This is a genomic window from Rhodoplanes azumiensis (assembly GCF_042682915.1).
In the GTDB taxonomy this organism is placed as follows: Bacteria; Pseudomonadota; Alphaproteobacteria; order Rhizobiales; family Xanthobacteraceae; genus Rhodoplanes; species Rhodoplanes azumiensis.
Map to the genome: position 1 here is coordinate 98,789 of NZ_JBHUIW010000012.1, position 21,575 is coordinate 120,363.

19 protein-coding genes are annotated in these 21,575 nt (G+C 70.1%); 2 read left to right on the forward strand and 17 right to left on the reverse strand.

Features of this window, described 5'->3' with window-relative positions:
* Positions 1–173: 173 nt before the first annotated feature.
* Together gltX and gltA are read left to right on the forward strand one after the other, a co-directional pair.
* Entirely contained in the window at positions 174–1,634 is a 1,461-nt protein-coding gene (gltX, locus tag ACFSOX_RS12095) for a glutamate--tRNA ligase (protein ID WP_378478066.1), read from the forward strand.
* Positions 1,635–1,914: 280 nt separating this feature from the next.
* Positions 1,915–3,222 carry a citrate synthase gene (gene gltA, locus ACFSOX_RS12100; RefSeq protein ID WP_378478067.1) on the forward strand — a complete coding sequence of 436 codons (1,308 nt, stop codon included), beginning with the start codon at positions 1,915–1,917 and terminating at the stop codon, positions 3,220–3,222.
* Between the two features lie 183 nt (positions 3,223–3,405).
* Here the strand turns inward: gltA and lpxB are convergent, their stop codons facing one another.
* From lpxB to ACFSOX_RS12185, 17 genes are all read right to left on the reverse strand, one after another.
* A complete protein-coding gene (lpxB, locus tag ACFSOX_RS12105) occupies positions 3,406–4,566 on the reverse strand; it encodes a lipid-A-disaccharide synthase (RefSeq protein ID WP_378478068.1) in 1,161 nt (386 codons plus the stop codon).
* Positions 4,563–5,438 (reverse strand): LpxI family protein, encoded by an 876-nt coding sequence (locus ACFSOX_RS12110; RefSeq protein ID WP_378478069.1) that lies wholly within the window; start codon positions 5,436–5,438, stop codon positions 4,563–4,565. The genes lpxB and ACFSOX_RS12110 overlap by 4 nt, the downstream gene beginning before the upstream one ends.
* A gap of 10 nt (positions 5,439–5,448) precedes the next feature.
* On the reverse strand, positions 5,449–6,258 hold the full coding sequence (gene lpxA, locus ACFSOX_RS12115; RefSeq protein ID WP_378478070.1) for an acyl-ACP--UDP-N-acetylglucosamine O-acyltransferase: 810 nt from the start codon (positions 6,256–6,258) through the stop codon (positions 5,449–5,451).
* Between the two features lie 5 nt (positions 6,259–6,263).
* The gene (gene fabZ / locus ACFSOX_RS12120) at positions 6,264–6,725 is read right to left on the reverse strand and encodes a 3-hydroxyacyl-ACP dehydratase FabZ (RefSeq protein ID WP_378478071.1); all 462 of its coding nucleotides are present in this window, start codon (positions 6,723–6,725) and stop codon (positions 6,264–6,266) included.
* Between the two features lie 10 nt (positions 6,726–6,735).
* Complete coding sequence (gene lpxD, locus ACFSOX_RS12125; RefSeq protein WP_378478072.1) at positions 6,736–7,812, reverse strand: UDP-3-O-(3-hydroxymyristoyl)glucosamine N-acyltransferase; 1,077 nt, start codon at positions 7,810–7,812, stop codon at positions 6,736–6,738.
* A 261-nt stretch (positions 7,813–8,073) separates the two neighbouring features.
* On the reverse strand, positions 8,074–10,596 hold the full coding sequence (gene bamA / locus ACFSOX_RS12130) for an outer membrane protein assembly factor BamA (RefSeq protein WP_417716677.1): 2,523 nt from the start codon (positions 10,594–10,596) through the stop codon (positions 8,074–8,076).
* A 167-nt stretch (positions 10,597–10,763) separates the two neighbouring features.
* A complete protein-coding gene (rseP, locus tag ACFSOX_RS12135) occupies positions 10,764–11,915 on the reverse strand; it encodes an RIP metalloprotease RseP (protein ID WP_378478074.1) in 1,152 nt (383 codons plus the stop codon).
* A gap of 57 nt (positions 11,916–11,972) precedes the next feature.
* Complete coding sequence (gene dxr, locus ACFSOX_RS12140; protein WP_378478075.1) at positions 11,973–13,193, reverse strand: 1-deoxy-D-xylulose-5-phosphate reductoisomerase; 1,221 nt, start codon at positions 13,191–13,193, stop codon at positions 11,973–11,975.
* A gap of 32 nt (positions 13,194–13,225) precedes the next feature.
* The gene (locus ACFSOX_RS12145; RefSeq protein ID WP_378478076.1) at positions 13,226–14,086 is read right to left on the reverse strand and encodes a phosphatidate cytidylyltransferase; all 861 of its coding nucleotides are present in this window, start codon (positions 14,084–14,086) and stop codon (positions 13,226–13,228) included.
* On the reverse strand, positions 14,083–14,856 hold the full coding sequence (locus tag ACFSOX_RS12150; protein WP_378478077.1) for an isoprenyl transferase: 774 nt from the start codon (positions 14,854–14,856) through the stop codon (positions 14,083–14,085). Before ACFSOX_RS12150 ends, ACFSOX_RS12145 begins: the two co-directional genes overlap by 4 nt.
* 59 nt (positions 14,857–14,915) lie before the next feature.
* Positions 14,916–15,476 (reverse strand): ribosome recycling factor, encoded by a 561-nt coding sequence (gene frr / locus ACFSOX_RS12155; protein WP_378478078.1) that lies wholly within the window; start codon positions 15,474–15,476, stop codon positions 14,916–14,918.
* A gap of 180 nt (positions 15,477–15,656) precedes the next feature.
* Positions 15,657–16,373, reverse strand: coding sequence for a UMP kinase (gene pyrH, locus ACFSOX_RS12160; protein WP_378478079.1), 717 nt, complete (start codon positions 16,371–16,373; stop codon positions 15,657–15,659).
* Positions 16,374–16,551: 178 nt separating this feature from the next.
* A complete protein-coding gene (gene tsf, locus ACFSOX_RS12165) occupies positions 16,552–17,475 on the reverse strand; it encodes a translation elongation factor Ts (protein WP_378478080.1) in 924 nt (307 codons plus the stop codon).
* Between the two features lie 204 nt (positions 17,476–17,679).
* Complete coding sequence (locus ACFSOX_RS12170; protein ID WP_378478081.1) at positions 17,680–18,684, reverse strand: 30S ribosomal protein S2; 1,005 nt, start codon at positions 18,682–18,684, stop codon at positions 17,680–17,682.
* A gap of 246 nt (positions 18,685–18,930) precedes the next feature.
* A complete protein-coding gene (locus tag ACFSOX_RS12175; RefSeq protein ID WP_378478082.1) occupies positions 18,931–19,419 on the reverse strand; it encodes a hypothetical protein in 489 nt (162 codons plus the stop codon).
* A 129-nt stretch (positions 19,420–19,548) separates the two neighbouring features.
* The gene (locus ACFSOX_RS12180) at positions 19,549–20,391 is read right to left on the reverse strand and encodes an MBL fold metallo-hydrolase (protein ID WP_378478083.1); all 843 of its coding nucleotides are present in this window, start codon (positions 20,389–20,391) and stop codon (positions 19,549–19,551) included.
* Between the two features lie 144 nt (positions 20,392–20,535).
* Positions 20,536–21,330, reverse strand: coding sequence for a TatD family hydrolase (locus ACFSOX_RS12185; RefSeq protein WP_378478110.1), 795 nt, complete (start codon positions 21,328–21,330; stop codon positions 20,536–20,538).
* Between the last annotated feature and the right edge of the window lie 245 nt (positions 21,331–21,575).

Consider the following 21,575-nt stretch of genomic DNA (forward strand, 5'->3'; position numbering starts at 1 on the left):
TGCCAAATTCGTGACGGGGCGCCAAGGGCGAACGCCCCGCGCGTCCGTCCCCCCATCCGCCGCGGTGTCGCCCGCCTGGCATCCGAAGCGTCGATTGCGCGCCCGCACTTCTGTGCTAAAGGGGCGCGCCCGTGTCCTCGGCCGCGTGCGGCCGACAGCCTCCCGAGAGCCTCGTGTCCGAGACCCGCGTTCCCGACACCGTCGTCACCCGATTCGCCCCCTCCCCGACCGGCTTCCTGCATATCGGCGGAGCCCGCACGGCGCTGTTCAACTGGCTCTACGCCCGCGCCCGCGGGGGCAAGATGCTGCTGCGCATCGAGGACACCGACCGCGAGCGCTCCACCCAGGCGGCGATCGACGCCATCCTGGACGGCCTCGCCTGGATCGGCCTCGATTGGGACGGCGACACCGTCTACCAGTTCGCCCGCGCCGACCGGCATCGCGAGGTGGTCGAGGCCCTGCTCGCCTCCGGCGGCGCCTACCGCTGCTACGCCTCCCAGGCCGAGCTCGACGCCATGCGGGAAAAGGCGCGGGCCGAGGGCCGCACCCGCCTCTACGACGGCACCTGGCGCGATCGCGATCCCTCCGAGGCGCCTCCCGGCGTCAAGCCGGTGATCCGCCTGAAGGCGCCGCTCGAAGGCGAGACGGCGATCGACGACCAGGTCCAGGGCCGCGTCGTCTGGCAGAACGAGAACCTCGACGACCTCGTGCTGCTGCGCTCCGACGGCACCCCGACCTACATGCTGGCCGTGGTGGTCGACGACCACGACATGGGCGTCACCCACGTCATCCGCGGCGACGACCATCTCACCAACGCGGCGCGCCAGAAGCAGATCTATGACGCGCTCGGCTGGGCGGTGCCGACCTTCGCCCACATCCCGCTGATCCACGGGCCGGACGGCTCGAAGATGTCGAAGCGCCACGGGGCGCTCGGCGTCGACGCCTACCGGGCCATGGGCTACCTGCCGGCGGCGATGCGCAACTATCTGGTCCGGCTCGGCTGGAGCCATGGCGACCAGGAGATTTTTTCGACAGACGAGATGATCTCCGCGTTCGATCTGCCGCAGATCGGCCGCTCGCCGGCGCGCTTCGACTTCGCCAAGCTGGAGAGCCTCAACGGGCATTACATCCGCCAGCTCGACGCGCCCACCCTGCTGGCCGAGATCGAGAAGCTCTTGCCCCACTTGGCGCAGGGCGACGAGCTCGCCCGCAAGCTGACGCCGGCGTTGCGTGAAAAACTGCTGCTGGCGCTGCCCGGCCTGAAGGAGCGCGCCAAGACGCTGGTCGACCTGATCGAGCAGGCGCGTTTCGTCTATGCCGATCGGCCGATCGCGCTCGACGACAAGGCCAAGGCGCTGCTGACCGCGGAGGCCCGCGGCGTGCTCGGGCGGCTCGCGACGGCGCTGGCACCGGTCGAGCCGTGGACCGCCGAGGCGACCGAGGCCGCGGTGCGCACCTTCGCCGAGGAGCAGGGCCTGAAGCTCGGTGCCGTCGCACAGCCGTTGCGCGCCGCCCTCACGGGGCGCGCAACCTCGCCGGGCATCTTCGAGGTGCTGGCGACGCTCGGCCGCGAGGAATGCCTCGGCCGCCTGACCGACCAGGCCGGCCTCGCGACAGTCGCGTCCGAGGCCTGACCGGCCGGGGTTCCGGCCGGCCGTTGCCGGATGGTCGTCCGCGATCGATGACCCGGACCGGCCGGCGACCGCTCCGGGCGCTTCCGGCGGCGCCGTCGGGCCCCCATATCGCCTTGTATGTCGGGCGTTTCACTGCCCTTTTTCCGTGCCCATGGCGTCACCTTGCCGCACTGCACGAGATGCGGTACGCAGGGCTCGGCCGGGCGCGGAAGGATCCCCTCGACCGCCCGCCGGCGCGAGCCCGCGTGTGCTCGCTCGACCCCTGACATCCGAGGAGCCTATGGACGCTAAATCGGGCGCCAACACGAAGACCGGGACCCTCACGATCGGCAGCGAGAGCTGTACGTTCCCGATCCATCAAGGGACCATCGGCCCTGATGTCCTCGACATCAGCAAGCTCTACAGCAAGGCCGGCATCTTCACCTACGATCCCGGCTTCACGTCGACCGCGAGCTGCGAGTCGAAGATCACCTATATCGACGGTGACGAAGGCGTCCTGCTCTATCGCGGCTACCCGATCGAGCAGCTGGCCGAGCACGGCGACTTCCTCGAGACCTGCTACCTGCTCCTCTACGGCGAGCTGCCGACCGCCGCCGAGAAGAAGGACTTCGATCTGCGCGTCACCCGCCACACCATGGTGCACGAGCAGATGGCCCGCTTCTATCAGGGCTTCCGCCGCGACGCGCATCCGATGGCCGTCATGGTGGGCTGCGTCGGCGCGCTCTCGGCGTTCTATCACGACTCGATCGACATCTCCGATCCGCACCAGCGGATGGTGGCCTCGATCCGCATGATCGCCAAGATGCCGACCATCGCGGCGATGGCCTACAAATACACGATCGGCCAGCCGTTCATCTATCCGAAGAACGAGCTCGACTACTCGGCGAACTTCCTGCGCATGTGCTTCGCCGTGCCGGCCGAGGAGTACAAGGTGAACCCGATCCTGGCCCGCGCCATGGACCGCATCTTCATCCTGCACGCGGACCACGAGCAGAACGCCTCGACCTCGACGGTGCGGCTCGCCGGCTCCTCGGGCGCCAACCCGTTCGCCTGCATCGCGGCCGGCATCGCCTGCCTGTGGGGTCCGGCCCACGGCGGCGCCAACGAGGCGGCGCTGAAGATGCTGGCCGAGATCGGCAAGCCCGAGCGCATCCCAGAGTTCATCCGCCGCGCCAAGGATCCGAACGATTCGTTCCGCCTGATGGGCTTCGGCCACCGGGTCTACAAGAACTACGACCCGCGCGCCAAGATCATGCAGACGACCTGCCACAAGGTGCTGGCCGAGACGGGCGTCAACGACGACCTGCTCGAGGTCGCCATGGAGCTCGAGCGCGTGGCGCTCCACGACGAGTACTTCATCGAGAAGAAGCTCTATCCGAACATCGACTTCTATTCGGGCATCACGCTCAAGGCGATGGGCTTCCCGACCTCGATGTTCACGGTGCTGTTCGCCCTCGCCCGCACGGTCGGCTGGATCGCCCAGTGGAAGGAGATGATCGAGGATCCGAGCCAGAAGATCGGCCGTCCCCGCCAGCTCTACACCGGCGCGACCCGGCGCGAGTACACCGACATTTCCCGCCGGGTGTGAGGCGGCACCTCGCCGGTCTGCGCGGCCTGATCACGATCCACGGGGCGCCTTCGGGGCGCCCCGTTTCGTTTCGGGCGCGGCGGCGTCGCAGCGGAGACGCCGGGCGCGGTCGCCGAGACCGCTCGCCCGGCACCATGGCGGGACGATCGACGGCACGGTGAGTTGATCAGCGCGCCGCATCCCTCACCGCCCCATCGCCGCGATCACCACGTCGGCGGCGCGTTCGCTCGGGCGGGCCGTGCCGATCTCCATGATCGTGTCGAGCCGGGCGAAGGCGTCGGTCTGGCGGCGACGTTCCGGGGTGTCGCCGAGGAGGGGCGCGAGCGCGGCGGCGAGCGCGTCCGGCGTCGCGGCGCGCTGGATCAGCTCGGGCATCACGTTGTCGCCGAGCACCAGGTTCGCCAGCACGATCGACGGCACCTTGATCATCAGCCGGCCGATCATCTCCTCGATCACCGAGAGCTTGTAGGCGACGACGGTCGGCACGCCGGCGACGGCGAGCTCGAGCGTCACGGTGCCGGAGGCGGCGAGCGCCGCGCGGGCTTGGCGGAACGCGGCCCATTTCTCCTCCGGCGTCGCGACGATCCGCGGGCGCACGACCCAGGAGGCGGTGGTTTCGCGAACCCGCGCGAGGTGATGGGGCGGCGTGGGCAGCACAGCGTCGACCGGCCCGGCCCGCTCCACCAGCGCCGCCAGTGCCTCGCCGAACACGGCGGTATGGCGCGCCAGCTCGCCGCGGCGGCTGCCCGGCAGCGCCAGCACCACGGGCGGCTTCGCCTCGCGGCGAGCGGCCTCCGCCGCGTCCGGTCGCAGCAGCGCCGTCTCGGCCGCCAGCGGGTGGCCCACATAGGTGCAGGCCGGGCCGCCGAGCCTCTCGTGCGCCGCGGGCTCGAACGGGAGGAGCGCCAGCACGTGGTCGACATACGCCGTCATGGCGCGTGCCCGCCCCGGCCGCCACGCCCACACGGAGGGCGACACGTAGTCGACGACCGGCAGCCCCGGCATCGCCCGTCGGACGCGGCGCGCGACCCGGTGGGTGAACTCCGGGCTGTCGATGATCACCAGCACGTCGGGTCTTTCGGCCACGATGGCGTCGGCCGCCGCCCTGATCTTTCCCAATAGCTCGGGCAGCCGCGAGACGATCGCCGTGATGCCGATGATGGCCAGCTCGTCGATCGGAAACAGGCTGTGCAGCCCCTGCCCCGCCATCTCGGCGCCGCCGAGCCCGACGAAGCGCGCCGCCGGCATCCGGGCACGCAGCGCCGCCAGCAGGCCGGCGCCGAGCCGGTCGCCCGACGCCTCGGTCGCCACCACGGCGATGGTCGGTCCGCCCGCCGCCGTCATGGCGACGCCTCCGGCGCGGCGACGCCGACCGCGAACACGCCGGCCGCCTCGGCGCGGCGCGCGATCTCCTGCGGCTCCGCCAGGATGACGCCGCCGGCGGCGACCGCGAGCCCGGCGAGCCCGGCGCGGGCGACGCCGTCGACGGTCCGCGGGCCGACCGTCGGCATGTCGAAGCGGCGATCCTGGCCGATCTTGGGCGCCTTCACCAGCACGCCGACACCGCGCGGCAGCTTGATCCGCCCGACCTCGCGCAGCTCGGCGACGCGGGCCAGCATACGGTCGGTGCCCTCGGCCGCCTCGACGGCAAGCACGTAGCGATCCGCCACCACGACGGCCTGACCGACGTCGAACGGGCTCGTCGCGGCGAGCAGATCGAGGCCGAGCGCAATGTCGGCGTGGTCGCGGACGGTCGGCGCCCGAGTGCCCAAACGGCCTTCCGGCGCCAGGATGTCGGGCGCCACCTCGTGCGCGCCGAGCAGGCGGAAGCCGTCCGCTTCCAGGATTTTGCCGACGCTGGAGAGCAGATGATCGTCGCCGCCGCGGAACGCGCGGACCACTTTCGGCAGAACCTGCACGGTGCCCCAGTCGAGCCGCAGCCCGAACGGCGACGGGCGGGTCAGACCACCGATGACGACGACGTCGCGGCAGCCCTCCTGCCGCATCAGCCTTCGGAACGCGCCGTAGCGGGCGAGCGGCACCCAGTGATGGCGGAACGTCTCGACGACGGCCGGGTCGGCCCAGCCGGTCAGGGCGAACAGCACCACGGGCCGGCCCGTGGCCGCGACCTTGGCGGCGATGTCGCCGGGCAGCCGGCCGCTACCGCAGACCAGGGCGAGGGGCTCGCCCGCTCGTGCTGCGGCCGCGTCCGTCATCGCCCCGCCGTCACGTCGCGGCGCGCAACGCGGCGCGCTTCACGCCCATGGTGAGGGGCCGCGTGCCGGCGCGGATGAAGCCGACGATCTGGCCGATCAGCGGGTCGTCGCCGAGATCGGCGGCGACGAGATCGAGCCGCTCGCGAAACGTGCCCGCGCCGAAGAACAGCGCCTCGAAGCCGCGATGCACCTTGTGGATGTCGGCCTTGGAGAGACCGCGCCGCTTCATGCCGACGACGTTGAGGCCGATCAGCTCGGCCGACTGGCCGTGCACCAGGCCGAACGGGATCACGTCGGCGCGCACGCCGGAGAGGCCGACGATCATGGCGAAGTCGCCGATGCGCACGAACTGGCGCACCGCCGCCTGACCGCCGAACACCACATAAGAGCCGACCTGGACGTGCCCGCCCAGCACGGCGTTGTTGGCGAAGGTGACATGGTCGCCGACCACGCAGTCGTGGCCGACATGCGAGCCGACCATGAAGAAGCAGTGGCTACCCACCCGGGTGAGGCCGTGATCGTCCTCGGTCCCGGTGTTCATGGTGACGCCTTCGCGGATGTCGTTGTCGGAGCCGACCACGAGCCGGGTCGGCCCGCCGCGATAATGGGTCGACTGCGGCGGCGTGCCGAGCGAGGCGAACGGATGGATGGTGTTGCGCTCGCCGATCACGGTGTGGCCCGTGATGGCGACGTGCGAGATCAGCCGCGTTCCGGCGCCGATCTCGACGTTCGGCCCGACCGTGCAGAACGGGCCGACCTCGACGTCGTCGGCGAGACGGGCTCCGTCCGCGACGCGGGCGCTCGGATCGATCATGGGCATGCGGCTCACACTCCCGACAGCACGGCGCTGACCTCGGCCTCCGCGACCAGCTGGCCGGCGACCTTCGCCTCGCCGCGGAACCACCACATGTTGCGCCGGCGCGACAGCTTGGTCATGTGGTACTCGATGGTGTCGCCGGGGGTCACCGGCTTACGGAACTTCACCTTGTCGATGGTGGTGAAGAACACCGTGTAGGGCGGGCGCCCGATCTCGCCGGACAGCACGCAGAGGACGCCGGCGGTCTGCGCCATCCCCTCGATCATCAAGACGCCCGGAAACACCGGCATCTCGGGGAAATGCCCCATGAACTGCGGCTCGTTGAACGTGACGTTCTTGATGCCGATGCCGAACTCGGCGCCGCGGATGTTGATCACCCGGTCCACCAGCAGGAACGGGTAGCGGTGCGGCAGGGACTTCATGATGGCCGAGATGTCGGCCGCCTCCAGCTTCGTGACAGCCTCCGTCATCGCGGCGTCCTCAATGCTTTTCGTCATCTGATCGTTCGGGTTTGTCGCCGCCGCCCTTGCCCTGGGCGAGGCGGTTGATGGCGCGCAGCTCGCGCATCCAGGCCTTGGCCGGCTTGGCCGGGAAGCCGCCCCAGCGCTGGCCCGGCGGAATGTCGGAATTGACCCCGCTGAGCGCCGCGACCTGGGCGCCCTGGCCGATCACCACGTGGTTGTTGGTGCCGGAGCGGGCGCCGAGGACGACGTAGTCCTCCAGCACCGTGCTGCCCGAGATGCCGACCTGGGCGACGATCACGCAGTGGCGGCCGATCAGCACGTTGTGGCCGATCTGCACGAGGTTGTCGATCTTGGTGCCCTCGCCGATCACGGTGTCGCGGGTGCCGCCGCGGTCGATCGTGGTGCCGGCGCCGATCTCGACGTCGTTCTGGATGATGACCCGGCGCAGCTGCGGCACCTTCTGGTGGCCGCCCGGCCCCATCACGAAGCCGAAGCCGTCCTGGCCGATGCGGCAGCCGGGGTGGATGATCACGCGGTCGCCGACCAGGGCATGGGTGAGCGTGACGCCGGCCCCGATGGCGCAGTCGCGTCCGATCCGGACCCCCGGCCCGATCACGGCGGTCGGCCCGATCACGGTGCCGGCGCCGATCTCGGCGCCCGGCCCGACGACAGCACCCGGATCGACCGTGACGCCGGCCTCCAGCCGCGCCGCCGGATGCACCGAGGCGCCGGGCGCGACGCCCTGGCCGCCGAACAGCGACGCCGGCTTCAGGGCGGCCGGATAGAGGGCGCGGGCGACGGCGACGAACGCACGGTGCGGATCCTTCACGACCAGCACGGGCAGGTGCTCGGGCGCGGCGGCGGCGAGCCGCGGCGCGATCAGGCAGGCCCCGGCACGGCTCGCCGCCAGCTCGTCGAGGTAGCGCGGGTTCTCCAGGAAGGCGAGGTCGGACGGCCCGGCTTGGTCGAGGGTCGCGACGTCGCGGATGACGCGGTCGAGCGGCGCCCCGGCCGCCGGCTCGGCGCCGGTCAGCCGGGTGATCTCGGCGAGCGTGAGCGTGGTCGACGGCGAGAAGAAGAACGGTTCGCTCATGGCGGCGACACAGCCCCGGGGTGGCGACGCCGGCGACGGGGCGCGATGGGACGGAGGCGACGACGATCGGCCGGACGAAACATGGCGAGAGGGTTGCCAGTTTCGGTCGGGGCTGACAACGCCCCGATGGCCCTCGCGCCCCGGTTTTTGCGGGAGGCCGAAATGCGACGCCCGAAATGCGACGCCCGGGGCCGTCGGCCCCGGGCGGGTGTCTCGCTCGCCGATCGGGGCCTGCCCGGTCGGCGGGGGATCGGCGCGGCGTCAGAACTTGGTGCCGCCGCCGAACCGGAAGATCTGCTTCTTGTCGTAATCCGCGTAGGAGATCGGATAGGCGAGGTCGAAGCGCAGCGGGCCGAACGGCGAGGCCCAGATCAGGCCGACACCCACCGACGAGCGGATGATGTTGTCGTCGCCGTAGCAGGGCACGTTCGCCATCGGATTCTGGGTGTTGATGGCCTGGCCCGGGCAAGTCATCACCAGGCCGCGCGCGGCCCAGGAGGTCGGCCCCTGATAGTCGAGGAGCTGGCCGGCGTCGGCGAACACCGCGAGCTTCATGCCGAAGTCCTTCGGCGCGAAGAACAGGGGCGTCTGCACCTCGAGGTTCACGGCCCAGTACATCGAGCCGCCGAGGGCGTCCTGGTTGGTGCCCGGCGTGATGTCGCGCGGACCCCAGCCGGCGGTCTGGAAGCCGCGGACCAGGTTCGGGCCGCCCTGGAAGTGGTCGAGCATGCGCAGGCTCTCGCCGCCCCAGCCGGTCGCGAAGCCGCCCTGCACCCGGATCGAGCCGACGATGTCGGGCAGGATCTCGTTGTAGAGCCGGGTGTCGATGGTGGTCTTCGAGTAGTTGACGTCGCCGCCGACGCCGGCGAAGTCCTCGGCCACCGTGATGAGCAGGCCGTTGGTCGGGTTCTTGTTGTTGTCGAGCGTGTTGTAGCTCAGCGTCGCGCCCACGGCCGAGACGAAGACCGGGCCGTTGGCGAGCTCGCGCCGCACCGCCAGCGAAGCCTCGCCGTCGGCGTAGCAGTTCATGTTCGTTCCGACACCCTGGTAGGTCGTCGCCGGGCTCTGGCCGTAGAACAGAGTCGTCGGGAAGGAGTTCACCCAGTCGGGATTGAGGTTGTTACAGTTGTTGTAGGCGTTGGAGAGCTCGATCTCCTGGCGATAGCCGGTGTAGCGCGGCTGGATCGACAGGTTGTCGGTGATCGGGATGCCGAGCTTCAGGTTCCCGCCGAGGGTGCTCGACGTGTACGAGTAGTAGCTCGTCGAGGTCGTCTCCTTGCCGAACACGTCGACGCCGAGCGCCAGCCGCTGACCCATCAGATAAGGCTCGACGAAGGACAATTCGAAGCCGCGCGATCGCTGGCCGTAGGTGATCGACCCACGGGCCACGTGACCGCGGCCGAGCAGGTTGCGCTCGCCGACGCTCACTTCGCCGATGAAGCCATCCGCCGTCGAATAGCCGCCGGAGACCGAGAACTCGCCGGTCGCCTGCTCTTCCACGTCGACGTTCACGATCACCCGGTCGGGCGCCGAGCCCGGCTCGTTGGTGATGCGGACGCTCTTGAAGTAGTTGAGGTTCTTGATGCGCCGCTCGGCCCGGTCGATGAGCGCGCGGTTGTAGGCGTCGCCCTCGACGATGTCGAACTCGCGCCGGATCACGTAGTCGCGGGTGCGGGTGTTGCCGCGGATGTTGATCCGCTCGATATAGGCCCGCTGCCCCTCCTCCATGACGTAGACGACGTTGACGAGCCGGGCGTTGAAGTCACGGTCGCCGCGCGGCCGGATGTTGGCGAACGGATAGCCGAGCTTGGCGACCTCGACGGTGAGATCCTCGACGGTCTTCTCGACCGCGTCGGCATTGTAGACGCCGCCCGGCTTGGTCCGCAGCCGCGCGCGGAGCTGATCGACGTTGATGTTGCGGACCGACGACTGGATCTCGACCGAGCCGAACTTGTAGCGGTCGCCCTCGTCGATCGTGAAGGTGATGACGAAGCCCTTGCGGGACGGGTCGTACTCGGAGATCGCCGAGACCACGCGCACGTCGGCGAAGCCGTTGCGCAGGTAGAAGCGGCGGATCAGGTCACGATCGACCTCGACCCGGTCCGGATCGAAGATGTCGTTGCTCTTGAGCCAGGAGAGCCAGTTGGTCTCGCCGGTCTTGACGACGTCCTTGAGGCGCCAGTCGGAGAACGACTTGTTGCCGACGAAGACGATCTTGGCGACGCCGGTCTTGGCGCCCTCGTCGATCTCGAAGACCAGGTCGACGCGGCCGTTGGGCAACTCGATGACCTTCGGCTCGACGCGCACGTCGTAGCGGCCGCTGCGCTGGTAGATGTCGACGATGCGCTGGGTGTCGGCCTGGACGATGGCGCGCGAGAAGGTGCCGCGCGGCTTGGACTGCACCTCGGTCAGAAGTTGCTCGTCCTTGACCTTGCGATTGCCCTCGAAGGCCACGCGGTTGAGAACCTGGTTCTCCACCACGGTGACGACGATGCGCCCGCCCGACGGGGTGATCCGCACATCCTGGAAGAGGCCCGTCGCATAGAGCGACTTGAGGGCCTCGTCGATCTTCGCGGCGTCGAGACGCTCGCCCGGCCCAGTCTTGAAGTAGGACCGGATCGTATCGGCCTCGACGCGCCGATTGCCCTCGACGACGATCTGCGACGCCGACTGCGCTTGGACCGGCGTGACCGACACGGTCGCGACGACCCCCGCCGTGAACGTCTGAGCGACCATCAAGGCGATCGCGAAAAACGTCCGATTTGCCTTCAACCCCAGTGCCATACGCTATGGGCCCCCAAAAGAATCCCCACCACCGCCCGTCGCGAACGATTCCGCCTCCGCTTGTATCGGCTTTAACCGCCCCTGGGAACAGAGAGTCCCCCCAGACCCTCCATTTGGGCGCCCCCAGTGGCCGTCGCGTCACACATTATGGCGGACTTGTGCGCACATTATGACGTGGCCAAGTGCAGGATATCGTTAAAGGTTGCGAAGATCATGAGCATGATCACGAGGGCGAAGCCGATGCGGAAGCCGACCTCCTGGGCGCGGTCCGACAAGGGTCGTCCGCGGACCGCCTCGATCGCGTAGAAGACGAGGTGCCCGCCGTCGAGCAGCGGCACCGGGAACAGGTTCAGGAGCCCGATCGACACCGACAGCACGGCGGCGAGATGCAGGAGGGCGACGAATCCGGCGGTCGCCACCTGGCCGGACACCTGGGCGATGCGGATCGGGCCGCCGAGCTGGTCGGCACTCTCGCGGCCGACCACGATGCCGCCGATGTAGCCGAGCGTGCGCTCGACGATGAACCAGGTCTCCTCGACCCCCATCCAGGCCGCCCGGAGCGGACCGACCGTCTGGGTCTTGACGTCCCCGGGCGACATCGACCGGGTGATTCCGAGCACGCCCAGGCGATGGACGTTGCCGAAATTGTCCTTCATCTCCTTGAGGGTCGGGACGACGCTCAGGGTCAGCGAGGCACCGCCGCGATCGATCGTGACCCGCAGCGTCTGGCCGGCGGACCCGCTGACGATCCGCTGCATGTCGGAGAACGAATCGATCCACCGTCCGTCGATCGCGCGGACCACGTCGCCGGTCACGAAGCCGGCCGCCTCGGCGGCGCTGCCGGCCTGGATCGAATCGATCCGCGGGGTCGTGACCTGCTTGCCATGCAACATGAAGATGCCGGCAAAAATCACGATGGCGAGTAGGAAATTTGCCAACGGACCGGCCGCGACCACGGCCGCGCGCGCGGCCACCGACTGGCCCGGGAAGGTCTGCCGCTTCTCGGCCTCGGAGAGGCCGGAGAGCGCGTCCTGGTCGGGCACGCTCGCCGCGTTCTCGTCGCCGAAGAACTTGACGTAGCCGCCGAGCGGGATCGCCGAGAGCTTCCAGCGGGTGCCGCTGCGGTCGTCGAAGCCGACGATCTCGGGCCCGAAGCCGATCGAGAAGGTCAGAACCTTGATGCCGTTCGCCTTGGCGATCAGGTAGTGCCCGAGCTCGTGGAAGAACACCACGATGGTCAGCACGAACAGGAACGGGATCAGATAGCCCAGAAAGCCGAGGCCGAGATCGTTCATCGAGGCGAGCAGATTGGATCCCATCACGACCTCGTCGAGGGTTGCGGGACGGATACGACCGTCCACCATTTGTTAAGCTTGCTAGAATGCCTTTGCGGCGATTTCCGGCAAGAGGTCGCGGGCGAGCGATCTGGCCGTATGGTCAACGGCCACCGCCTCGTCCGGATCGGCCGGCTCGCGCAGCACGCCGCGGGCGGCGCTCGCGTCGAGCGTCGCCTCGACCAGGGCGGCGATGTGCGGGAATCCGATCTTGCGGTCCAGGAAGGCCGCGACCGCGATCTCGTTGGCGGCGTTCAGCACGGTCGGCGCCCCCTGCCCGGTCGTCATCGCCGCCTTGGCGAGCCGCAAGGCCGGGAACCGCACCTCGTCGGGCGCCTCGAAGGTCAGGGTGGCGAGCTGGTCGAAGGACAGGCGCGTCGCCCCCGCCATGCGGGCCGGCCAAGCGAGGCAGTGGGCGATCGGCACCCGCATGTCGGGCGGGCCGATCTGGGCCACCATCGACCCGTCCACGAACTCGACGCCGCCATGGACGATCGACTGCGGGTGGACCAGCACGTCGATCTCGTCGGCGGAGGCGGCGAACAGGTGGTGCGCCTCGATGATCTCGAGGCCCTTGTTCATCATCGAGGCCGAGTCGATGGTGATCTTCGGCCCCATCGACCAGTTCGGGTGCTTCAGCGCCTCCTCGACGGTCGCCTGGCGGATCCGCTCGATCGGCCAGGTCCGGAACGGGCCGCCCGAGGCCGTGATGACGATGCGCTTGACCTCGGCCCGGCGGCCGGAGGCGAGCGACTGGAAGACGGCGTTGTGCTCGGAATCGACCGGCAGCACGGTGGCGCCCGCCGCCGCGGCCCGCCGCATGAACAGGGTGCCGGCGCAGACCAGGCACTCCTTGTTGGCGAGCGCCACGATGGCGCCGCGGTCGGCCGCCGCGAGCGTCGGCTTCAGGCTGGCGGCCCCGGTGATGGCGGCCATCACCCAGTCGGCCGGGCGACGGGCCGCCTCGACCAGCGCCTCGGGCCCCGCCCCCGCCTCGATGCCGCTGCCGGAGAGCTCGCGCTTCAGGTCGTCGTAGAGGGCCGGATCGGCGACGGCGGCGAACTTCGCCCCGAGATCGCGGGCGAGAGCTGCGAGCGCCGCGGCGTTCGTCGCGGCCGTCACGGCCTCGACCCGGTAGCGGTCGCGGGCGCGGCGGATCAGGTCGACGGTCGACGATCCGATCGAGCCGGTCGCCCCGAGCAGCGTCACGCTGCGCTCCACGGGGGCGACGGCCGGCGTCATGTCATAGGGAACGGGGCTCATGTCGATACACCGGACCAATCACCAAAGAGCAATCACCAGACCAGCAGCCCGTGCGCCGCACCGTCGACGCCGCCCCGTAACGCCCCGAGCAGGGCGGCCGCGCCGGCGGCGGCCAGAAAGCCGTCGAGCCGGTCCATCAGGCCGCCGTGTCCCGGAATGATACGGCTGGAATCCTTGACGCCGAAGCGTCGCTTGACGGCCGACTCGAAGAGGTCGCCGGCCTGCGAGACGGCGGACAGTACCAAGGCGAGGGCCGCCACGGCGAGGAGATTCGGCACCCCGGCGAGCGCCGCGACGAGAAGTCCGGCGACCACGCCGCCGACCGCCCCGGTGATGCCGCCCGACCAGGTCTTGCCCGGGCTGATCGACGGGGCGAGCTTCGGCCCGCCGAAGGTGCGGCCGCCGAAATAGGCGAGCACGTCGGTCGCCCACACCACCGCGAACAGGAAGAAGATCGCGGCGACGCCCCAGCCCGGATCGGCCCGCAGCACGGCGGGGCCGGCCAGCACCAGGCCGGCATAGGCGAGCCCGCCGACGCACCAGGCGCGCCGCTCGGCGCCCCAGACCGCCATGGCGGCGATGCCGCCGACGAGCACCAGCACGGCGAGCCCGGGCCGCCCCGTGCCGGCGATCAGGCCGGCGATGCCCAACACCCCGGCCCCGATCGCCTGAATCTGGCGGGACAGCCGAAGGATCTCGGAGGCCCACTCCCAGTGCACGCCGATCGCCGCGACGGTCCAGAACAGGACGAACGGCCAGCCGCCGACCAGCACGGCGCCGATCGCGAGCGGCGCCAGCACCACGGCGGAGACGACGCGGATCAGCGTGTCGCTGCGTTTCTTCGGGGAGGGAGCGGAGATCGCCGGGGAGTCGACGTCATCGGGCACGGTCACGGTCCGGCGCCCGCCGCCGCCAGGCCGCCGAACCGACGTTCGCGTCGCCGGTACTCGGCGATCGCGCCCTCGAGGGCGGACTGGTCGAACTCGGGCCAGTAGAGGGGCACGAACACCAGCTCGCTGTAGGCGGCCTGCCACAGGAGGAAGTTGGACAGGCGCTGCTCGCCGCTGGTGCGGATGATGAGGTCGGGATCGGGGATGTCGGGGGCGTCGAGACGCGACGAGATCAGCTCGGCCGTGATCGCCTCGGGCGCGAGGCGGCCGGCCGCGACCTCGGCGGCGAGGCGCTGCGCCGCGCGGGCGATCTCCTGGCGCGAGCCGTAGTTGAAGGCGACGACGAGGACGAGCCCGGTGTTGGCACGGGTCAGTTCCTCGGCCTCGCACAAGAGGCCGGCGATGTCGGGCGAGAGCGTCGTGCGCTCGCCTATCACCCTCACCTTCACGTTGCTCTCGTGCAAGTCGACGAGGTCGTTGCGGATGAAGCGGCGCAGCAGCCCCATCAGGTCGCTGATCTCGGAGGGCGGCCGCGACCAGTTCTCCGACGAGAACGAGAAGATGGTGAGGATGCCGATGCCGAGCGCGCCGGCGGCCCGCACGGTGCGCCGCAGCGCCTCGACGCCCCGACGATGGCCTTCGCGACGGGGCAGGCCGCGCTGCGCCGCCCAGCGCCCGTTGCCGTCCATGATCAGGCCGACGTGACGCGGTGCGGCGCAGCCCGACCCGGGCGCCCCGCGCACCGCCTCCGACGTCGTCACGGCCGTGGACATGGCTCGGCTCCGGGCGCCCCGATCACAGCGTCTCCGCCCCCTCGTCCCGCGCGAAAAGGCTAGACCGTCATGACCTCTTTTTCCTTGGCGGCGAGCGTGTGGTCGATGTCGGCGATCGCCTGGTCGGTGGCCTTCTGGACCTCCTCGGACATGCGCTCGTGATCGTCGCGGCCGATCTTGCCGTCCTTGTCGAGCTTCTTCAGCAGCTCCATGCCGTCGCGCCGCACGTGACGCACCGCGACGCGGGCGGTCTCGGCATACTTGTGCGCGACCTTCACCAGCTCCTTGCGGCGCTCCTCGTTGAGCTCCGGCACGCGCAGGCGGATCACCTGGCCCTCGGTGTTGGGCGTGAGGCCGATATTGGCGGCGACGATCGCCTTCTCGACCGCGTGGACGGCCGACTTGTCCCACACCTGCACGCTGATCAGCCGCGGTTCCGGCACGCTGATCGAGGCGAGCTGGTTGAGCGGCATGTGGCTGCCGTAGACCTCGGCCTGGACGTGATCCAGGAGCGCCGTCGAGGCGCGGCCGGTGCGCAGGCCGCCGAGCTCCTGCTTGAGCACCCCGATGGCGCCCTGCATGCGGCGCTTCAGCTCGTTAATGTCGTAGGTTTCGCTCATCGACATTTCTCCAGAAGCGACGGCGCGGGATCCGAGCGGGACTCGGATTCGTCTGGCGCGCCGCTCGCCATGAACAGTGCGAACCTTGCGAACGCCGCGGGCGTCGCGGTCCAGTCTCCGGTCTCGTGCCCGGTCTCGTGCCCGGTCTTGCCGCCGGCCGGGGGCGCGTGCCCGCGCATCTCAGCCGCCGACGATGGTGGCGCGACCGGCGCCTCGCAAGACCGACTCGATGGCCCCGGGTTCGCGGATCGAGAACACGATGATAGGGATGCGATGGTCCCGGGCAAGGGAAAACGCGGTCAGATCCATGACCCCGAGGCGCTTCTCGATGGCCTCGTCGAGACCGAGACGGTCGTAACGCACCGCGGCCGGATCGCGCTTGGGATCGGCGCTGTAGACCCCGTCCACATTGGTCGCCTTGAGCACCGCCTGCGCACCCATCTCGGCGGCGCGCAGCACCGCCGTGGTGTCGGTCGTGAAGAACGGATTGCCGGTGCCGGCGGCGAACAGGACGATGCGGCCGTCGTCGAGATGACGACGCGCGGCGCGGCGCTCGTAGGTCTCGCAGACCTGCGGCATGGCGATCGCCGAGACGGTGCGGGCGCGCCCGCCGAGCCGCTCGATCGCCGATTCGAGCGCCAGCGCGTTCATCACGGTCGCCAGCATGCCCATCACGTCGGCGATGGTGCGGTCGGCGCCGTGGGCGGCGGCGGTGGCGCCGCGCAGAAGATTGCCGCCACCGACGACCACGCCGAGCGTGACGCCGAGCGCCTGGGCGGCGATCAGGTCGGCGGCGAAGCGATCGATCGTGTCGAGATCGATGCCGTGCGGTTCGGCGCCGGCGAGCGCCTCGCCCGAGAGCTTGACGATGACCCGACGATACGGCGCCGACGACATCTCCGTGCTCCTCTCGCGCAGCTTGGCCTCATCGTCGGCCGCTCACCGAGTCAGTCCGAGGCGCACCGCTGGGGCGAACCCGGATGCCGGCCCCGAACACCGAATCGTCGGCTGGATTCCGGGTCCGGCGCGATGGGCCGGCCCGGAATGACGGCGAACCAGCCGGTCGGGTTCCGTATCAGCCCTGCCCGGCCGCGGCCGCGACCTCGGCGGCGAAGTCCGACTCCTTGCGCTCGATGCCCTCGCCGAGAGCGTAGCGCACGAAGCCCGTCACCTTGATGGCGCCGCCGACCTTGCCCTCGGCCTCCTTGAGGGCCTGGGCGACGGTCTTGCCGGTGTCGCGGATGTAGGGCTGATCGACGAGGCAGACCTCCTTGAAGAAGGTCTTGATGCCGGATTCGGCGATCTTCTCGATCACCTTGTCGGGCTTGCCCTGCTGGCGCGCCTTGTCGGCCAGCACTTCCTTCTCGCGCGCCACCACGGCCGGATCGACCCCCGATTCGTCGACCGCCAGCGGGTTCGACGCGGCGATGTGCATGGCGACGAGGCGGCCGAGCGCGAGGAGCTCGTCGGTCTTGCCGGGCGACTCCAGCGCGACGATCACGCCGATCTTGCCGAGGCCCTCGGCGACCGACGAATGCACGTACTGGCCGATGACGCCCTGCGACACCTCGAGGCCGGCGGCGCGGCGCAGCGTCATGTTCTCGCCGATGGTCGCGATGGCGGAGGACAGCGCCTCGGCGATCGTCGTCTCGCCGACCTTGGCGGCCGCGATCGCCTCGATGTCGGTGCCGACGTCGAGCGCGACCTGGGCGACCATGCGCACCAGACCCTGGAACAGGTCGTTGCGGGCGACGAAGTCGGTCTCCGAGTTGACCTCGACGACGACGCCCTTCTTGTCCTTCACGGCGACGCCGATCAGGCCCTCGGCGGCGACGCGCCCGGCCTTCTTGGCGGCCTTGGCGAGGCCTTTCTTGCGCAGCCAGTCGACCGCCGCCTCGAGATCCCCGTCGGTCTCGCCGAGGGCGGCCTTGCAGTCCATCATGCCCGCGCCGGTCTTCTCGCGGAGCTCTTTCACCAAGGAAGCGCTGATGTTCGCCATCTCGAATTGTCCTCTGGACGGGACGCTCGCGGGTCCGGTCGGAAGACCGGATCGTCCGGTCGAAGCCGGACCGGTCCGGCCGTGCCGGCCCCGGGCATCCACGACTAACTTGACGCCACCGTGACGGAGCCGCCGGCGGCGGACCGGCGGCGGCGCGCACGGGTCGAAGGCGGCGCGGACCCCTGTCCGGCGCCGCCGTCGTCGTCACTCGGCCTCGGCGCTCAGCTCCTTCGCCTTGGCGATCCACTTCTCGACCCGGCCCGGCAGGCCGACCGCGTCGCCGACATGGCTCGCCGCATCGGGACCGAAGGCGGCGATCTGCCAGTAGTGGAAGATGCCGAGGTCGTTGAGCTTGCGCTCGATCGCCGGCGACACGCCGGTGAGCTTCTTGAGGTCGTCGGCGACGCCGCGCGGACCGGACAGCGGCTCGTAGCCGACGCCGCCCGTGGCGGTCTCGGCCGGCAGATCCTCGACGATCGGGGCCTCCGCCTCGCCGATGTCGATGCCGGCCTCGCCGTGGGCGCGCGAGATGCCGTCGATGGCGGCGCGCGAGACGAGGTCGCAATAGAGGCTGATGGCGCGACCGGCGTCGTCGTTGCCCGGCACGATGTAGGTGATGCCGTCCGGATCGCAGTTGGTGTCGACGATGGCGGCCACCGGGATGCCGAGGCGCTTGGCCTCCTTGATCGCGATGTCCTCCTTGTTGGTGTCGATCACGAACAGGAGGTCGGGCAGGCCGCCCATGTCCTTGATGCCGCCGAGCGCCCGGTCGAGCTTGTCGCGCTCGCGGGTCAGCGTCAGCCGCTCCTTCTTGGTGTAGGCCTGGGCCTCGCCGGAGGCGAGCATCTCGTCGAGCTTGCGCAGCCGCTTGATCGACTCCGAGATGGTCTTCCAGTTGGTCAGCGTGCCGCCGAGCCAGCGCGAGTTGACGTAGTACTGGGCGCAACGCTTGGCGCTGTCGGCGACGATGTCCTGCGCCTGGCGCTTGGTGCCGACGAACAAGATGCGACCGCCACGGGCGACCGTGTCCGAGATCGTCTTCAGCGCCTGGTGCAGCAGCGGCACCGTCTGGGCGAGGTCGATGATGTGGATGTTGTTGCGGGCGCCGAAGATGTAATCCTTCATCTTCGGGTTCCAGCGATGGGCCTGGTGGCCGAAATGCACGCCAGCTTCGAGCAGCTGGCGCATGCTGTAATCAGGCAGCGCCATTGAGTCTTCTCCGGTTTTTCCTCCGCGGATCATGTAGCCCGGACGATTTTCGCGTGAACGCGAAAGGGTCGCCCGACGCCACCGGACGGCACGAAGCCTACGGAATCCGCGTGTGAGATGGCGCGCTTATAGGGGCACGGGCACGGGAATGCAATGGCCGGAGCAGCCGCGACGGCCCGGCCGGCCGGGCCTCATCCGATCTCGGCCCGATCTCGGCCCGATCTCGGCCCGGGCCCGACGACGGCGTCAGGCGGCCAGACGGCCGGGGCCGGATCGCGGCGCCTGCGGCTCGGGCGCCATGAGGATGTCCTCGAGCGGGTCGTCGAGCGGCGCGGCGGCGGCCAGCGCCGCGGCGCGGGCGGCCCGGCGCACCGCACGCGCTTCGGCGAGCGCCATCCGCATGGCGAGGCGGCTGCGCTCGATCAGGTCGTCGCGCCGGCTGGCGCGCTCGCGCAGCGCGACGATGTCGTCCACCGGAATGCCGGTCGCGACCAGAGCGCGGTCGAAGGACGGCTGGTCGTCGTGCACCAGCACCAGGATCAGCGCGAGGTCGCGCAGGGTGCGCCGCGGCAGCGACCGGTAGCTGCGGGTGCGGTGACGGTCGAGCACCGACTGGGCGAGACCGGCGAACGCCGCCTGCGCCACCGTGTGCTCCGGAGTGCGAAGCCCGGGCGCGGCGGCGTGGAACGCATCGATCACGGCAACGGACTTCGCGGTCGTTCGCTTGAAGAACATGCGACCCTCGTCGGCGGCGCGTGCATCGATGGCGTCATCGACGACCGTGCGACGAGGGTCATGTTTCGGTCCGATCGGTTAACGTGGGGTTAGAGCGAGACCGTCGGGCCGCTCATGTGGCCGACATACTTACCGACTTTCCACACCCGCCCCGGCCGCGATCGTCACTTCGCCGTCCGCGACCTGCACGGTCAGGCCGTCATGGGCCGGCACCACGTGGTCGGGCAGCTGCGCGGCCAGCGTGGCGTAATCGAGATCGCTGTGCAGGTTGGTGAGGATCGCGCGCTTCGGCTTCAGCCGGTCGATCCAGGCGAGCGCCTGATCGACCGAGAAATGGCTCGGATGCGGCCGGTCGCGCAGCGCATCTACGATCCACAGATCGAGCCCGTGCAGGAGCGCGGCGCTCGTCTCCGGCAGGTCGACGAGGTCGCTCGAATAGGCGACACCGCCGAACCGGAAGCCGAGCGAGGGGATGTCGCCGTGGTCCTGGAGAAAGGGCAGCACCGTCACGGGTCCGCCCGCCCCGTGGACCGTGAAGGGGTGGCCCGGGGCGATGCGGTGCTCGTTGCAGATCGGCGGGTACTGGCTGCCGGGCGGCGTGACGAAGCAGTAGCCGAACCGGGCGAACATCACCCGCCAGGTCGCCTCGTCGAGATAGCAGTCGAGCCGCTTGCGGCGCTTGATGAAGAGGCCGCGCAGATCGTCGATGCCGTGGGTGTGGTCGGCGTGCTCGTGGGTGTAGAGGACGCCGTCGACCCACTCGACGTCGGCGTCGATGAGCTGCTCGCGCAGGTCCGGCGAGGTGTCGACCAGCACCCGGGTCACTCCCTCCGGCCCGGCGCGGTCGACCAGGATGGAGCAGCGCCGGCGCCGGTTCTTCGGATTCGTCGGGTCGCACACGCCCCAGCCGAGCGCCGGCCGCGGCACCCCGCCCGACGAGCCGCAGCCGAGAATCGTGACCGTGAGCGTCATGGCCCCTCCGATAACCGCAGTCGGCCCGGGCGCGCCGCAGGCGCGAACCCGGAATCCAGTCACGCGTGCCGAACTCTCCTATAGCTTCCGGGTTCGCCGCTGCGCGGCGCCCCGGAACGACCGGAGAACGCCGGTGCCCTCATATCACGTCCCCACCCCGGCGGGCCGCGGCGTCTTCGCGAACAGCCGGAAGAAGTTCTCGGTCGTCTGCGCGGCGAAAGCCTCCGGCGTGACGCCGCGGGTCTCGGCCAGCACCTTCGCGGTCTCGACCACATAGGCCGGCTCGTTGCGCTTGCCGCGGTATTTTCCCGGCGCCAGATAGGGCGCGTCGGTCTCCACCAGGATGCGATCAGCCGGAAGGCTCGCCGCGAGCGCCCGCAGATCCTCCGACTTCTTGAACGTCACGATGCCGGTGAACGACACGTAGTGGCCGAGCTCGACGGCCCGGAACGCGAGCTCCCGGCCCCCCGTGTAGCAGTGCAGCACCGCCGTGAACGGCCCCCGCCCGGCCTCCTCCTCCAGGATCGCCTGCATGTCGGCGTCGGCCTCGCGGGTGTGGACGACGAGCGGCAAGCCGGTCCGTCGCGCAGCCTCGACGTGGATGCGGAAGCTCGCCGCCTGCGCGTCGCGCGGGCCGTAGTCGTAGAAGTAGTCGAGCCCGGCCTCGCCGATGGCGACGACCTTCGGGTGCGCGGCCCGCACGAGCAGGTCGTCGAGCGTGACGTCGCGCTCCTCGCCGGAATGATGCGGGTGGGTGCCGACCGAGCAGACGACGCTGTCGTAGCGCTCGGCGATGGCGAGCAACGCGTCGTGCCGGCGCACCCGGGTGGAGATCGACACCATGCGGCCGACGCCTGCGGCGTGTGCCCGGGCGACGATCCCGTCGAGATCGTCGGCGAAGTCGGGGAAGTCGAGATGGCAGTGACTGTCGACCAGCATGGGGATACGCATCTTCGATTCGTGTGACGGCGTCATCTGACGGCGTCATCGGCCGACCTTCCCGGGGTCGGTTCAAGCATGTTCGACGCCGCGCCGATCGCCGCTCGGGTCGGGCCGTCAGCCCCGTATAGTGACAGGATAGCCACGCCGCCAGGGGTGCGATGCACCGGACGGGACGCGGCGGCCGCCTCGGAGCGTCGTCATGCCGGGCCGGCGAGCCCGGCCCGGGACGCCGAGCGGCGCGC

What these genes read in the sequence shown, in the direction of transcription:
- lpxD (WP_378478072.1), bottom strand. Translation starts at nt 7,812, where the DNA reads ATGAGCGAACCGTTCTTCTTCTCGCCGTCGACCACGCTCACGCTCGCC.
- rseP (WP_378478074.1), bottom strand. Translation starts at nt 11,915, where the DNA reads ATGGGATCCAATCTGCTCGCCTCGATGAACGATCTCGGCCTCGGCTTT.
- gltA (WP_378478067.1), top strand. Translation starts at nt 1,915, where the DNA reads ATGGACGCTAAATCGGGCGCCAACACGAAGACCGGGACCCTCACGATC.
- frr (WP_378478078.1), bottom strand. Translation starts at nt 15,476, where the DNA reads ATGAGCGAAACCTACGACATTAACGAGCTGAAGCGCCGCATGCAGGGC.
- ACFSOX_RS12170 (WP_378478081.1), bottom strand. Translation starts at nt 18,684, where the DNA reads ATGGCGCTGCCTGATTACAGCATGCGCCAGCTGCTCGAAGCTGGCGTG.
- ACFSOX_RS12175 (WP_378478082.1), bottom strand. Translation starts at nt 19,419, where the DNA reads ATGTTCTTCAAGCGAACGACCGCGAAGTCCGTTGCCGTGATCGATGCG.
- bamA (WP_417716677.1), bottom strand. Translation starts at nt 10,596, where the DNA reads ATGGCACTGGGGTTGAAGGCAAATCGGACGTTTTTCGCGATCGCCTTG.
- fabZ (WP_378478071.1), bottom strand. Translation starts at nt 6,725, where the DNA reads ATGACGGAGGCTGTCACGAAGCTGGAGGCGGCCGACATCTCGGCCATC.
- lpxB (WP_378478068.1), bottom strand. Translation starts at nt 4,566, where the DNA reads ATGACGGCGGCGGGCGGACCGACCATCGCCGTGGTGGCGACCGAGGCG.
- lpxA (WP_378478070.1), bottom strand. Translation starts at nt 6,258, where the DNA reads ATGCCCATGATCGATCCGAGCGCCCGCGTCGCGGACGGAGCCCGTCTC.
- ACFSOX_RS12110 (WP_378478069.1), bottom strand. Translation starts at nt 5,438, where the DNA reads ATGACGGACGCGGCCGCAGCACGAGCGGGCGAGCCCCTCGCCCTGGTC.
- dxr (WP_378478075.1), bottom strand. Translation starts at nt 13,193, where the DNA reads ATGAGCCCCGTTCCCTATGACATGACGCCGGCCGTCGCCCCCGTGGAG.
- ACFSOX_RS12150 (WP_378478077.1), bottom strand. Translation starts at nt 14,856, where the DNA reads ATGTCCACGGCCGTGACGACGTCGGAGGCGGTGCGCGGGGCGCCCGGG.
- ACFSOX_RS12185 (WP_378478110.1), bottom strand. Translation starts at nt 21,330, where the DNA reads ATGCTGGTCGACAGTCACTGCCATCTCGACTTCCCCGACTTCGCCGAC.
- pyrH (WP_378478079.1), bottom strand. Translation starts at nt 16,373, where the DNA reads ATGTCGTCGGCGCCGTATCGTCGGGTCATCGTCAAGCTCTCGGGCGAG.
- tsf (WP_378478080.1), bottom strand. Translation starts at nt 17,475, where the DNA reads ATGGCGAACATCAGCGCTTCCTTGGTGAAAGAGCTCCGCGAGAAGACC.
- ACFSOX_RS12180 (WP_378478083.1), bottom strand. Translation starts at nt 20,391, where the DNA reads ATGACGCTCACGGTCACGATTCTCGGCTGCGGCTCGTCGGGCGGGGTG.